Source organism: Rhizobium sp. C104, from assembly GCF_022354505.1.
GTDB lineage: Bacteria > Pseudomonadota > Alphaproteobacteria > Rhizobiales > Rhizobiaceae > Rhizobium > Rhizobium redzepovicii.
Genome location: NZ_CP092348.1, coordinates 586,342 through 598,886, shown reverse-complemented (window position 1 = coordinate 598,886; position 12,545 = coordinate 586,342). Strand labels below are relative to the sequence as shown.

The 12,545-nt window shown below is 62.4% G+C and carries 9 protein-coding genes and 2 pseudogenes; 1 reads left to right on the top strand and 10 read right to left on the bottom strand.

The genetic code is table 11. The features are described 5' to 3' along the window. Positions 1-45: 45 nt before the first annotated feature. From ftsA to aqpZ, 4 genes are all read right to left on the bottom strand, one after another. Positions 46-1,377 (bottom strand): cell division protein FtsA, encoded by a 1,332-nt coding sequence (gene ftsA / locus MF410_RS04010; protein ID WP_003565034.1) that lies wholly within the window; start codon positions 1,375-1,377, stop codon positions 46-48. Continuing rightward, the gene (locus tag MF410_RS04005) at positions 1,374-2,306 is read right to left on the bottom strand and encodes a cell division protein FtsQ/DivIB (RefSeq protein ID WP_097628250.1); all 933 of its coding nucleotides are present in this window, start codon (positions 2,304-2,306) and stop codon (positions 1,374-1,376) included. Before MF410_RS04005 ends, ftsA begins: the two co-directional genes overlap by 4 nt. Next, entirely contained in the window at positions 2,294-3,193 is a 900-nt protein-coding gene (locus tag MF410_RS04000) for a D-alanine--D-alanine ligase (protein ID WP_239620180.1), read from the bottom strand. The genes MF410_RS04005 and MF410_RS04000 overlap by 13 nt, the downstream gene beginning before the upstream one ends. A 324-nt stretch (positions 3,194-3,517) precedes the next feature. Continuing rightward, complete coding sequence (gene aqpZ / locus MF410_RS03995) at positions 3,518-4,204, bottom strand: aquaporin Z (protein WP_097628248.1); 687 nt, start codon at positions 4,202-4,204, stop codon at positions 3,518-3,520. Between the two features lie 206 nt (positions 4,205-4,410). Here aqpZ and MF410_RS03990 point away from each other — a divergent pair, with 206 nt between their 5' ends. Then, the gene (locus MF410_RS03990) at positions 4,411-5,340 is read left to right on the top strand and encodes an SDR family oxidoreductase (protein WP_097628247.1); all 930 of its coding nucleotides are present in this window, start codon (positions 4,411-4,413) and stop codon (positions 5,338-5,340) included. 4 nt (positions 5,341-5,344) lie between these two features. Here the strand turns inward: MF410_RS03990 and murB are convergent. The 6 genes and pseudogenes from murB to mraY all read right to left on the bottom strand — a co-directional run bounded on the left by murB (position 5,345) and on the right by mraY (position 12,535). Next, positions 5,345-6,320, bottom strand: a pseudogene (gene murB, locus MF410_RS03985) (UDP-N-acetylmuramate dehydrogenase). Next, the gene (gene murC / locus MF410_RS03980; RefSeq protein WP_003593362.1) at positions 6,317-7,732 is read right to left on the bottom strand and encodes a UDP-N-acetylmuramate--L-alanine ligase; all 1,416 of its coding nucleotides are present in this window, start codon (positions 7,730-7,732) and stop codon (positions 6,317-6,319) included. Before murC ends, murB begins: the two are co-directional and overlap by 4 nt. Next, positions 7,729-8,852, bottom strand: a pseudogene (murG, locus tag MF410_RS03975) (undecaprenyldiphospho-muramoylpentapeptide beta-N-acetylglucosaminyltransferase). The gene murC and the pseudogene murG overlap by 4 nt, the downstream one beginning before the upstream one ends. A gap of 6 nt (positions 8,853-8,858) precedes the next feature. Next, positions 8,859-10,013: a putative lipid II flippase FtsW gene (ftsW, locus tag MF410_RS03970; RefSeq protein ID WP_003565051.1), complete on the bottom strand. Its 1,155-nt coding sequence runs from the start codon at positions 10,011-10,013 to the stop codon at positions 8,859-8,861. A gap of 1 nt (position 10,014) precedes the next feature. Continuing rightward, positions 10,015-11,427 (bottom strand): UDP-N-acetylmuramoyl-L-alanine--D-glutamate ligase, encoded by a 1,413-nt coding sequence (gene murD / locus MF410_RS03965; protein ID WP_239620177.1) that lies wholly within the window; start codon positions 11,425-11,427, stop codon positions 10,015-10,017. A gap of 7 nt (positions 11,428-11,434) precedes the next feature. Next, entirely contained in the window at positions 11,435-12,535 is a 1,101-nt protein-coding gene (gene mraY, locus MF410_RS03960) for a phospho-N-acetylmuramoyl-pentapeptide-transferase (protein ID WP_003593357.1), read from the bottom strand. Between the last annotated feature and the right edge of the window lie 10 nt (positions 12,536-12,545).

The window sequence follows — 12,545 nt, the reverse complement described above, 5'->3', positions numbered from 1 at the left end:
CCTTCTCTCTCTGGCCGCATCGCCACGCCGGCCAATCACTCAATTTCAGAAGCTTTCCTTCAGCCACTGGCCCATCCGGGCTATGCGGCTGTTATTTCCACCAAGCGACATGAGCAGACCGCTCTGTGACGCATGTGTCTCCATGTCCGCGACCTGCGGATAGATCATCAGGCCGACGGCCGTCGAAAAAGCCGGGCCCTTTGCCGCCGTCGGCAGTCCCGAGACGCCCATCGGGCGGCCGATGCGGACGTTGCGGGCAAGAATGCGCCGCGCCACATCGGCAAGGCCGGTCAGCTGGCTCGCGCCGCCGGTCAGGACGACGCGCTTGCCGACGATCGGGCTGAAGCCGGAGCGCTGGATGCGGTCGCGGATCAGTTCCATCGTTTCTTCGATTCGGGCCGAAACGATGCGCGAAACCAGCGCCCGCGGCACCTGCGACGGCTGGTCGCGATCATCCTCGCCGATCGGCGGAATCGAGATCAGCTCGCGCTCGTCGGAGGAATTCGAAAGGGCCGTGGCATGCACGACCTTCAGCCGCTCCGCATCCTCGATACGGGTCGAAAGGCCTCGCGCGAGATCGGTGGTCACGTGATGGCCGCCGAGGCCGACGGCATCCGTATGAACGAGCTTGCCTTCGGCAAAGACCGAGATCGTCGTCGTGCCGCCACCCATGTCGATCGCAGCGCAGCCGAGCTCGACTTCGTCATCGACGAGAGCCGCCAGGCCGGATGCATAGGGCGTCGCGACGATGCCCTCGACCGACAGATGCGCGCGGTTGACGCTGAGCTCGAGGTTCTTCAGCGCCGAGCGCTCTGCGGTGACCACATGCATATCGACGCCAAGCGCATCGCCATACATTGCCAGCGGATCGCGAATACCGCGCTCGCCGTCGAGCGAAAAGCCGGTTGCTAGCGAATGCAGCACCGAACGATCCTGGCGCAGCGACTGCTGGCAGGCGGCCGACAGTACCTTCTTCAGATCGTTGAGTTCGACTTCCTGGCCGCCGAGATCGATCGTGGCCGTGTAAATGTCACTGCCGAGGCGGCCGGCCGTCAAATTGACGATCAGGCTCTCGACAGTCAGCCCGGCCATGCGCTCCGCCGCGTCGACGGCGAGGCGAATGACGCCTTCCAGCGCGTCGAGATCAGCGATGACGCCGGTCTTGATGCCGCGGGAACGCTGGTGCCCGATGCCGATGATCTCGATATTGTGCGTGCGGCCCGGCAGGATCTGGCTTTCCTCGCGCGGCGTCAGCCGGCCGATCATGCAGACGACCTTGGTCGAGCCGATGTCGAGCACCGAAACGACATGCGACCGCTTCGACGAAAGCGGCTTCAGGCGCGGCAATCCGAAATGGGATGAACCGAACAAGCTCATATATTCTGCCCCGCCTTCTTCAATTCCTTGGTGCGCTCTGTCACAGCCGTCTGACGGCGGACTGCCGCCTCCGGCGTCAGCTGGATTGCGGTTCTATCGGACAGCCTGAGATCGACCGCGGCAATGTCCCGCTCCAGGAGCTGATGCTCCTTGTCGAACTTCGAAAGCGTCGCCAGCGCCTGGTCGATACCGTCTTCCGGCAGCTTGACGACGACGCCGTTATCCATGTGCAGATCCCAGCGACGGCCTGATATCCAGACATAGGCCTTCACGCGGGCCTTGACGTCGGGCCACTTCGAGAAGGCGTCGTCGAGCGACGCCGCCGCCGTCTCCGCATCGCGGCCGACGACGAGCGGCAGCGACGAAAACTTGTTGTCGCGCAGCGGCGCAATGACGCTGCCGTTCTTTTCGATCAGCGAAAGCTCCTGCCCGTGCTGCCAGATCGCATAGGCCTGACGCTCCTTGAGCTTCACCTCGATCGTCTTCGGATAGATCTTGCGAACCTCGACACTTTCGACCCACGGAAGATGCGCGATCTTCCGGCGGGCGGCATCGACGTCGAGGGCGACCAGCGAGGTCGTGCCGTCGAGGCCGATCAGTTGCAGGATCTCGATTTCGGACGTCTCCGAATTGCCGGAAACCTTCACGTCCTCGATCGCAAAACCCGCCGCCGTCGTCGTCGCCTGCGCAACGGCTTCGGTGTGGCCGCCGAGCGACATGCCGTAAAGCCCGGTCGCAGCCAGGAAAGCCAGCGCCGAGATCGTGCCGGTATGGGCCGGGATGTAGATGCGGCCGCTGCCGAGGCTGATCAGGAAACGGGTAACGCGGCGCAGCGGACGCGGCAGGACGAATCGCTCTTCGGCTTCCATGACCGGAAGCACGGCATGATGGCTGGGGCGCCCTATCCTCTTTACTGTCAACGCAAACAAGACGCGTCCTCCACCATCCACCGGAGAAACTCACCAAAGGAATAACCGGCATGACCGGCCATTTCGGGCACAAGCGAGGTTGGAGTCATGCCTGGCTGGGTATTGACTTCCAGCCAGATGATTTCGCCGTCTTCGGAGAAACGATCGTCGTAACGAAAGTCGGACCGACTGACGCCGCGACAACCGATTGCCTGATGCGCCCTTAGGGCCAATCTTTGTATTTTTTGGTAAATATTCGGTGAAATTTTTGCCGGGATGACGTGTTTTGAACCGCCGGCTGCGTACTTGGAATCGTAATCATAGAAATTGTGTCCCTGCGGCACCACCTCGGTGACGCCGAGCGCAGTCTCGCCCATGACGCCGCAGGTGAGTTCGCGGCCATAGACATAGCGCTCGACAAGCACATCCTCGCCGTAGCGCCACTCGGTGGAGCTGACGACTTGCGGCGGATGCGCCTGATCTTCCGTGACGATGACGACGCCGAAGCTCGACCCTTCCCGCACCGGCTTCACCACATAGGGCGGCTTCATCGGATGCGTCGAGGGAAAGGCGAAACGGTTGATCACCTGCGATTCGGCGACCGGAATGCCGGCAGCGGCGGCAACAAGCTTCGCCTTGTCCTTGTCCATTGCCAGCGCCGAGGCAAGCACGCCCGAATGCGTATAGGGGATCTCGAGATATTCGAGGATGCCCTGAATGGTGCCGTCCTCGCCGAAGGGGCCATGCAGCGCATTGAAGACCACATCGGGTTTCAACGCGGCAAGCTTTTCGGAAACGTCGCGCGCCACATCGATGCGTGTCACTTCGAAGCCTTCCGATTCGAGGGCTTCTGCGCAAGCCTTTCCCGAGGAAAGGCTGACAGGCCGTTCCGAGGAAAATCCGCCCATCAGGACAGCGACATGCTTGCGAACTCATCAACACCCCCAAAAAATAACTTTCATTCTCGAAATCGACGCTTGCGCGAAGCTGTCTGCGCCGTTTCGGGCCTTTGTCCGACCTGCATGCATTAGAGCATCATTATGGTTAATGAAGTGTTTACTTTCGTTAACTTCTTCTTCCCAGGCGCAGCATTTGTCCGTGCCGCGCACTTCATTTTTCGAAGCTTCACGTCTTCGAAGTTTCAGGGTGGACATCTCAGCCGATCTGTCAAAACGGAAAAGCCCGCATGGAAAAACCACGCGGGCTCAACGGGATAGCCTCCTGCCTTGTGGTCAGTCGGCGTCGTCGAGAAACTTCCACACGAGCCCCCCGAGCACCCCGCCCGCAAGCGGTGCAATCCAGAACAGCCAGAGCTGCTGCAATGCCCAGCCGCCGACGAAAAGCGCCTGGCCGGTGGAACGCGCCGGGTTGACCGAGGTATTTGTCACCGGGATAGACACGAGATGGATCAGCGTTAGCGCGAGGCCGATCGCAAGTGGCGCGAAGCCTGCAGGCACGCGGCTGCTGGTCGATCCCAGGATGATGATCAGGAAGAACATGGTCAGCAGCACTTCGATCAGCAGTGCCGAAAGCAGCGAATAACCGCCCGGCGAATGATCGCCATAGCCGTTGGCGGCAAAGCCGCCAAGTTCGAAACCCGCCTTGCCGCTGGCAATGAGATAAAGCAGTGCGGCCGCAGCAACAGCGCCAACAACCTGGACGACGATATAGGGAAGCAGGCGTGCCGCGGGAAACCGCCCGGCGACCGTCAGGCCGAGGGAGACGGCGGGGTTGAAATGACCGCCCGAAATACCGCCCACGGCATAGGCCATGGTGAGCACGGTCAGGCCGAATGCAAAGGCCACCCCGACAAAACCGATGCCCAATTCGGGATAGGCCGCGGCAAGGACGGCGCTGCCGCATCCACCAAAGACAAGCCAGAACGTGCCGAGAAACTCCGCAACAAGACTCTTTCGCATGCGCACCTCCTAAATCTCAACCAGAGAGTTTATCGGGAATCTGCTACAATTCGAGTCCGGTCAAGCTGGTGAGAAATGCTGCGGCAAGCTTCGCGCAAGGATCGAGAAACTGTGCATCCGAGGAAAACAGCCAGCGCGGCTTTTTTATTGATGCGGTCGGCACTTCCGGCTAACCCGAGCACTCAAGGTCAAGCGGGGAACAGATCATGCGATGCCTCATCACCGGCGCGGCCGGCTTTGTCGGCGGGCCTCTCGTCGAAAGACTGCATGGCGAGCGGCTGTGGGAGCTTCAGGTGACGACGCGCTCCGCAGCCGCCGGCTTTCCGGCAGAGGTGCGGCATTTCCCCATCGAAATATCCAGCGAAACAGACTGGACGGCCGCTCTCGACGGTGTTGACGTCGTCGTCCATCTCGCCGCCCGGGTGCACATCATGAATGACCGCGCGGCCGATCCTCTGACGGAATTCCGCCGGATCAACACCGCCGCCACGCTCAATCTCGCCGAGCAGGCCGCACACGCCGGGGTAAAAAGGTTCGTTTTCATCAGCAGCATCAAAGTCAATGGTGAAGAAAACGACCGGCCCTTCCGCCACGACGATACGCCGATGCCGCTTGATCCCTATGGCGTTTCGAAGTTGGAAAGCGAAATCGGCCTGCATGAAATCTCAGCCCGAACAGACATGGAAGTCGTCGTCATTCGCCCGCCCCTCGTCTATGGGCCTGGCGCCAGGGGCAACTTCGCCCTGCTCGTCGGACTTGTCCGGAAGAAGATACCGCTCCCCTTCGCATCGCTGAAGAACCACCGGACACTGGTTGCGCTTCCAAATCTCGTCGACCTGATCGTCACGGCCATGACGCATCGGGATGCGACCGGCCAGACCTTTCTCGCCGGTGATGGAGAAGATCTCTCCACACCCGGGCTCATCGAAGGCATTGCCGCGGGCTTGGGCGTCAAACCGATGCTGCTTCCCTTCCCTCCCGCCTTGCTGCAGTTGGGTGCGAAATTGACGGGAAAAGACGCGGTCTACCAGCGTCTTTGCGGTTCCCTGCAGGTCGACATATCCCACGCCCGCGACGTGCTCGGCTGGTCGCCCATCGTCACGCCGCGCGAAGGTTTGAAGCTCGCCGTGCAGTAAAAAGCTATTCGCTGGTGACACCGTGGAACGGGCGCACTTCGCGGCCGGGCATGAAGACGCCGAGGCGCTTGATTTCCCATTCGAGCTTGATGCCCTCTTTCTCGAAGACCTCGCGGCGCACCTGTTCGCCGAGATATTCGAGATCGTAGCCGGTCGCCTGCCCCATGTTGATCATGAAGTTGCAGTGAAGCGACGACATCTGCGCTCCGCCGATGACGAGACCGCGGCAGCCTGCCTCGTCGATCAGTTTCCAGGCCGAATGGCCGGCAGGGTTCTTGAAGGTCGAGCCGCCGGTCTTTTCGCGCACCGGCTGCACCGTCTCGCGATGATTGCGCACGGCGTCCATCTCGGCGCGGATCTGGGCGCGCTCCTCCGGATAGCCCTCGAACAGCACGGAGGTGAAGATCAGCTCGCTGGATGCGGTCGAATGACGATAGGAATAGCCCATCTCGGCATTGGACAGCACGTGCCTGTTGCCCTTGCGGTCGACCGCGTTGACCTCGATTAGCCGCTCGCGCGTCTCCACGCCATTGGCCCCGGCATTCATGCGCGCTGCGCCGCCGATGCTGCCCGGAATACCGTAGAAGAAATGAAAGCCGCCGATGCCGTTATCCATCGCCATCGCCGCCACATGCTTATCGGGGCAGATGCTGCCGGCCAGAATGCGGTTTTCGCCGGCAAGCTCGACAAAGCCGAAGCCCTTGGCGGACAGGCGCAGCACGACGCCGGGAATGCCGCCGTCGCGCACCAGGATGTTGGAGCCGACGCCGATCACGGTCAGCGGCACCTCTTCCGGCAAGATTTTCAGGAAGGCGACGAGATCGTCGATATCATGCGGCTGGAACATCGAGCTCGGCGAGGCCGCCTGCCCTGAACCAAGTGACGCGGTCCATGGGGGCATCCGGCGTGATGCGACCGCGGATATCCTTTACACCGTCTCCGAGAGACGCGAGAAGCTTTTCCCCATTCACCTGTTTCATACGGACTTTCCCGATAGGCCTTCCAGTTGCTTGGGCAGCGCCGCCGCCCAGGATGTGATGCTCCCAGCCCCCAACAGAACCACGAAATCGCCAGGCTTTGCAACCTCCGCAACCATCTGCGGCAGAAGCTCTGCCGAAGTGAGAAAGCGAGCGTCGCGATGGCCGCCGGATTTTATCCGCGAGACCAGCGACACGGAATCGATCCCCGCGATCGGATCTTCGCCTGCCGCATAGACCGGCGCCAGGAAAATGCTGTCGGCATCGTTAAAGCAGGCGGCGAATTCCTCGAACAGGCTTGCCAGGCGGCTGTAGCGGTGCGGCTGATGGACCGCGATGATGCGCCCCTTGCAGGCTTCGCGGGCAGCGCGCAGCACCGCCTTGATCTCGACCGGATGGTGACCGTAATCGTCGAAGATCTGCACCCCGTTCCATTCGCCGGTCAGCGTGAAACGGCGCTTGACGCCGCCGAAGGAGGCTAGCCCCTTGGCGATATCGGCGCTCGATATGCCGAGCCGGTTGGCTACGGCGATAGCCGCCGTGGCGTTGGAAATATTATGCCGCCCGGGCATCGGCATGACCAGCCCCTTGAGCTCGATCACCTGGCCGGTGCGGCGGCGGCGGATTTCGACGTCGAAGATCGAGCGTGTGCCGTCGATGCGCACATTCTTGAAGCGTACGTCGGCCTGCGGGTTCTCGCCATAGGTGATGATCTTGCGATCCTCGATGCGGCCGACCAGCGACTGCACCTCGGGATGGTCGAGGCACATAACGCCGAAGCCGTAAAACGGCACGTTCTCGACGAACTGCCGGAAGGCGGCGCGCACGGCGTCGAAATTGCCGTAATGGTCGAGATGCTCCGGGTCGATATTGGTGATGACGGCGACATCCGCAGGAAGTTTCAGAAACGTGCCGTCGGATTCGTCGGCCTCGACCACCATCCACTCGCCCTCGCCCATGCGGGCATTGGTGCCGTAGGCATTGATGATGCCGCCGTTGATGACGGTCGGATCGAGCCCGCCGGCTTCGAGCAGGGTGGCGACCAGCGAAGTGGTCGTCGTCTTGCCATGCGTGCCGCCGATGGCGATCGCATTGCGGAAGCGCATCAGCTCGGCAAGCATTTCGGCGCGGCGCACCACCGGCAGCAGCTTTTCGCGGGCGGCGATCAATTCCGGATTGCTCTTTTTTATCGCCGTCGAGACGACGACGACTTCGGCATCACCCAGGTTCTCAGCCCGATGGCCGACGAACACCTCGATGCCCTTGTCGCGCAGGCGCTGGACATTGGCGCTATCGGCCTGGTCGGATCCCTGCACCTTGTGGCCGAGATTGTGCAGCACCTCGGCAATGCCGCTCATGCCGATGCCGCCGATGCCGATGAAATGAACGAGACCGATCGCCTTCGGCAGTTTCATGCGCGTGTCCTCTTCAATTCCGCAATTGTCCGTCCGGCGGCAATAGCCTCAACCATGTCGGCAAGCAAGTTCGCGGCATCGGGTTTTCCGGCGAGTTTCGCCGCCGCTGCCATGTGCGAAAGCTTTTCCGGATCGTTCATCACAGCCGTCAGGATCGCCGCGATCTTCTCCGGCGAAAGCTCGGATTGGGCGATCACCTTCGCTCCGCCGGTCGCAGCCAGCGCTGCCGCATTCGCCGCCTGGTCATGATCGAGAGCGTGCGGGTAAGGCACCAGCACCGCCGGCCGACCAATGACGGAGATCTCCGAAACCGTCGAGGCGCCCGAGCGGCAGATGACAAGATGGGCCTTCGCCAGCCTCTCCGCCATGTCGGTGAAGAAAGGCGCGATATCGGCCCCCATCTCCAGCTTGGCGACGCAGCCGCCGACCATCTCCATATCCTCGGGACGCACCTGCTGGGTGATGCGCAGTCGCAGACGCAGCGCGTCGTCAAGCAGGCTAATCGCCGTCGGCAGCGCCTTGGAGAAATATTGCGCGCCCTGGCTGCCGCCGAAGACGACAAGATTGAAGGCTTCGCCGGGATGCGAGGGCGTATAAGGCACCTCGGCGGCAGCGATGATTGCCGGGCGGACCGGATTGCCTGTCGTTACGGTCTTGTCCGGGAAGGCGCCGCCCCCTCCGGCAGGAAACCGCCGGCAATCCCCTGTACGCGGGTCGCCAAGGCCTTGTTGGCACGGCCCATCACGGCATTCTGCTCGTGGATCATCGCCGGCACGCCAAGCCTTGTCGCGGCAAGCAGCGGCGGCACTGTCGGATAGCCGCCGAAACCGACGACGATGACGGGCTTCAGCCGCTGGATCAGCTTCTTTGCGGCCCGCATGCCGCTCCAGAGCGTCCACAGCGAACGGGCGACGGCGACCGGGTTCTTCGAGCCGATCGTCGCCGACGGCACGACATGGATCTCTTCGGCCGGGAACTTGCCGGCATACCGCTCGGCCCGGCTGTCGGTGACGAGATGCACCGAGTAGCCGCGCTCCTTCAGCTTGAAGGCCAGCGCCTCCGCCGGGAACACATGGCCGCCGGTTCCCCCGGCGGCAAGCAGCACGATGCCTTTGCTCATGGCCTTTTACTCCGCCGGCATGCCGTGCGGGACGCGGAAAAGGCTCCGGTCCTGCGCACGTTTTTCCGGTCGATGACGCGTCAGCGCCAGAATGAAGCCGGCGGTGACGCAGATCGCCACCATCGACGAGCCGCCGTAGGAAATCAGCGGCAGCGTCATGCCCTTTGCCGGCAGCAACTCGAGGTTGACGCCGATATTGATGATCGACTGGATGCCCATCTGCAGCACCAGGCCGGCAACGGCGAAGCGGTTGAAGTCGTTGCGCTCGCGATAGGCATGCGATAGGCCGCGCAACACCAGCACGGTAAAGAGCGCCACCAGCGCCATGCAGAAGACGATGCCGAACTCCTCGGCCGCGACCGAGAAGATGAAGTCGGTATGTGCATCCGGGATGATGCGCTTGACGATACCCTCACCCGGCCCCTGGCCGAACCAGCTGCCGCGGATGATCGCCTCGCGCGCCGTGTCGATCTGGAACGTGTCGCCCTCGCCGGTCATGAACTTGTCTATTCGCAACGCGACGTGCGGGAAGACGTAATAGGCGCTGAGCAGGCCGCCGGCGCCGCCGATGCCGAGCAGCATGATCCAGATCCATGGCATGCCGGCCATGAAGAACATCCCGCCCCAGACGGCCGTAGTCAGGATGGTCTGTCCGAGGTCAGGCTGCGCGACGAGCAGGGCGGCGACGATGGCAAACAGAATGATGGCGAAGAGATTACCGGGAATCTCCGGCTGGCGCGCATGTTCGGCAAACAGCCAGGCGCAAACCACGACGAAGGCGGGCTTCATGAATTCCGACGGCTGGATCGAAAGGCCGGCGATCCAGATCCAGCGCCTGCCGCCCTTAACCTCCTGTCCGACGAACAGCACCAGCACCATCATGGCGAGCGAGATGATCAGCAGCAGGATCGCCGTTCGCCGCACTTGCCGGGGCGTCAGGAACGACAGTCCGAGCATGACGGAAATCGAAGGGATCATGAAGGCCGCATGGCGCTTGACGAAGTGGAAGGGCTCGAGCCCGATGCGCTCGGCAACCGCGGGAGACGCTGCAAACGACAGCATGAAACCGATGCCCATCAGGAAGATGAACATCGCCAGGAAGAAGCGGTCGATGGTCCAGAACCAATCGGCCAAAGGCCCACGTTCCGCGCGGCTTACCATGTCATTTCTCTCCTGTTGCCGAACCGATCAGCATCGCAATCCCGTCAAGCGCTGCCACGTGTCCGACGAAGGCTTCACCCCTGACTTCGAAATTCTTATACTGATCGAAGCTTGCGCAAGCCGGGGATAACATGACGGCCGAAGCGGCGGCCTCGTCGCGCTCGGCATCGGCTGCCGCATGCACGACCGCGCGCTCCAGCGTGCCTGAAATCTCGTAAGGCACGGCCTCGCCGAGTGTCGCTGCGAATTCCGCCGCCGCTTCGCCGATCAGATATGCCTTGGCGATGCGCGGAAAATAGGGAGCGAGCGTGGTGATGCCGCCTGATTTCGGCAGGCCGCCGGCGATCCAGTAGATGCGATCATAGCTCGAAAGCGCCGGTGCCGCAGCATCGGCATTGGTCGCCTTGGAATCATTGACGAAGACGACGCGGCCACGCTGCCCCACCGGCTGCATGCGATGCTTGAGGCCAGGGAACGAGGCAAGGCCGGCACGGATGTCGTCGGCGGAAATACCGACGGCAAGGCAGGCGGCCACAGCTGCGGCGGCGTTCTGCGCATTATGGCTGCCGCGCAGCGTCTGGATACCGTCGAGATCGGCGAAGGGCAGCATGGCGCCGCCGGCGGCCTGAATGAGCCTGGTGCCCTCGGCATAAATGCCTGATGCCACCACGCTGCGGCGCGAAATGCGCACCACCTTGACACCCGCCCGCTCGACGCGGTCGGCAATCAGCGCCGAATGGCTGTCGTCGACGCCGACGACCGCCACATCGCTGCCGGCGACCAGCCGTTCCTTGACATCGGCGTAATGCTGCATCGTGCCGTGACGGTCGAGATGATCGGGCGTCAGGTTGAGCAGGATGCCGGCTGACGGGTTGAGCGTCGGTGCCAGGTCGATCTGGTAGGAGGAGCATTCGACGACGTAATAGCGTCCGGCCTTCGGCGGATCGAGCGTCAGAACCGCCGTACCGATATTGCCGCCGAGCTGCGTATCATAGCCGGCGCTTTTCAGAATATGGGCGATCAGCGCCGTCGTCGTCGACTTGCCGTTGGTGGCTGTGATGGCGATGAACGGGCAATCCGGCGCATGGGCGCGGCGCTCGCGCACGAAGAGTTCGACATCGCCGACGATATCGACGCCGGCGGCGCGCGCAAGATCGACGGTCCAGTGCGGCTTCGGATGGGTGAGCGGCACGCCTGGTGATAGCACGAACAGCGCCTGCTGGCTCCAGTCGATGGTATGCAGATCCTCAGTCCGGATGCCCTCGGCGGAAGCCTTGGCGACGCTGTCGGGATTGTCGTCCCAGGCGGTCACCTCGGCGCCGCCCGAAACCAGCGCCCGGGCGGTGGCAAGGCCCGAGCCGCCGAGCCCGAAGAGCGCGACCTTCCTGTCCTTGAGCGTCGTGACCGGGATCATGGCCGCCTCACCGCAACTTCAGCGTCGAGAGGCCGAGCATGGCAAGGCCGACGGCGATGATCCAGAAGCGGATCACCACCTGGCTTTCGGTCCAGCCCTTCTTCTCGAAGTGATGATGGATCGGCGCCATCAGGAAGACGCGCCGGCCGGTCATCTTGAAGAAGCCCACCTGGATGATGACCGAAAGCGTCTCCATGACGAAGAGGCCGCCGATGATCGCCATGACGATCTCGTGTTTGGTGGCGACGGCAACAGTGCCGATCGTGCCGCCGAGCGCCAGCGACCCGGTATCGCCCATGAAGATGGCGGCCGGCGGCGCGTTGAACCACAGAAAGCCCAGCCCGGCGCCGATGACGGCGCCGAGAACGACGGCAAGCTCGCCGGTGCCGGGCACGAAATTGATCTGCAGGTAGTTCGCAAACACCACATTGCCGGCGAGATAGGCGATGACGCCGAAGGAGGCGGCGGCGATCATGACGGGCACGATAGCTAGCCCGTCAAGGCCGTCGGTCAGATTGACGGCATTGCCGGCGCCGACGATGACGAAGCCGCCGAAGACGACGAACATGATGCCGATATTGATCATGAAGTCCTTGAAGAAAGGAAAGGCGATCGACGAACCGAAGGTCGAGCCGGCAACGCCCGAGGCAAGGGCGGTGCGCATCATGAAATAGACGGCGATGCCGGCGATGACAAATTCGATGCCCAGGCGCGCCTTGCCGGAAAAGCCCATATGGCTCTGCTTCGTCACCTTGAGATAATCGTCATAGAAGCCGATCGCGCCGAAACCGAGCGTCACCAGCAAGGTGGCGACGACATAGACGTTGGAAAGATCGGCCCAGAGCAGCGAGGCGCCGACGATGCCGGCAAGGATCATAAGCCCGCCCATGGTCGGTGTGCCGGCCTTTTTGAAATGGGTCTGCGGCCCGTCGGCGCGGATCGGCTGGCCCTTACCCTGCCGGATGCGCAGCGAATTGATGATGGTCGGCCCGAACAGGAAGACGATCAGGGCTGAGGTGAACAGAGCAGCGCCTGTACGGAAGGTAATATATCTGAACAGGTTCAGAAACTTGAAATATTCCGACAGTTCGACAAGCCAGATCAGCATTCAGGGCCCC

Excerpts from the sequence above, each read along its gene's own strand:
- ftsA (WP_003565034.1), bottom strand. The coding sequence starts at position 1,377 with ATGAGCTTGTTCGGTTCATCCCATTTCGGATTGCCGCGCCTGAAGCCG.
- MF410_RS04000 (WP_239620180.1), bottom strand. The coding sequence starts at position 3,193 with ATGGGCGGATTTTCCTCGGAACGGCCTGTCAGCCTTTCCTCGGGAAAG.
- aqpZ (WP_097628248.1), bottom strand. The coding sequence starts at position 4,204 with ATGCGAAAGAGTCTTGTTGCGGAGTTTCTCGGCACGTTCTGGCTTGTC.
- MF410_RS03990 (WP_097628247.1), top strand. The coding sequence starts at position 4,411 with ATGCGATGCCTCATCACCGGCGCGGCCGGCTTTGTCGGCGGGCCTCTC.
- murC (WP_003593362.1), bottom strand. The coding sequence starts at position 7,732 with ATGAAACTGCCGAAGGCGATCGGTCTCGTTCATTTCATCGGCATCGGC.
- ftsW (WP_003565051.1), bottom strand. The coding sequence starts at position 10,013 with ATGGTAAGCCGCGCGGAACGTGGGCCTTTGGCCGATTGGTTCTGGACC.
- murD (WP_239620177.1), bottom strand. The coding sequence starts at position 11,427 with ATGATCCCGGTCACGACGCTCAAGGACAGGAAGGTCGCGCTCTTCGGG.
- mraY (WP_003593357.1), bottom strand. The coding sequence starts at position 12,535 with ATGCTGATCTGGCTTGTCGAACTGTCGGAATATTTCAAGTTTCTGAAC.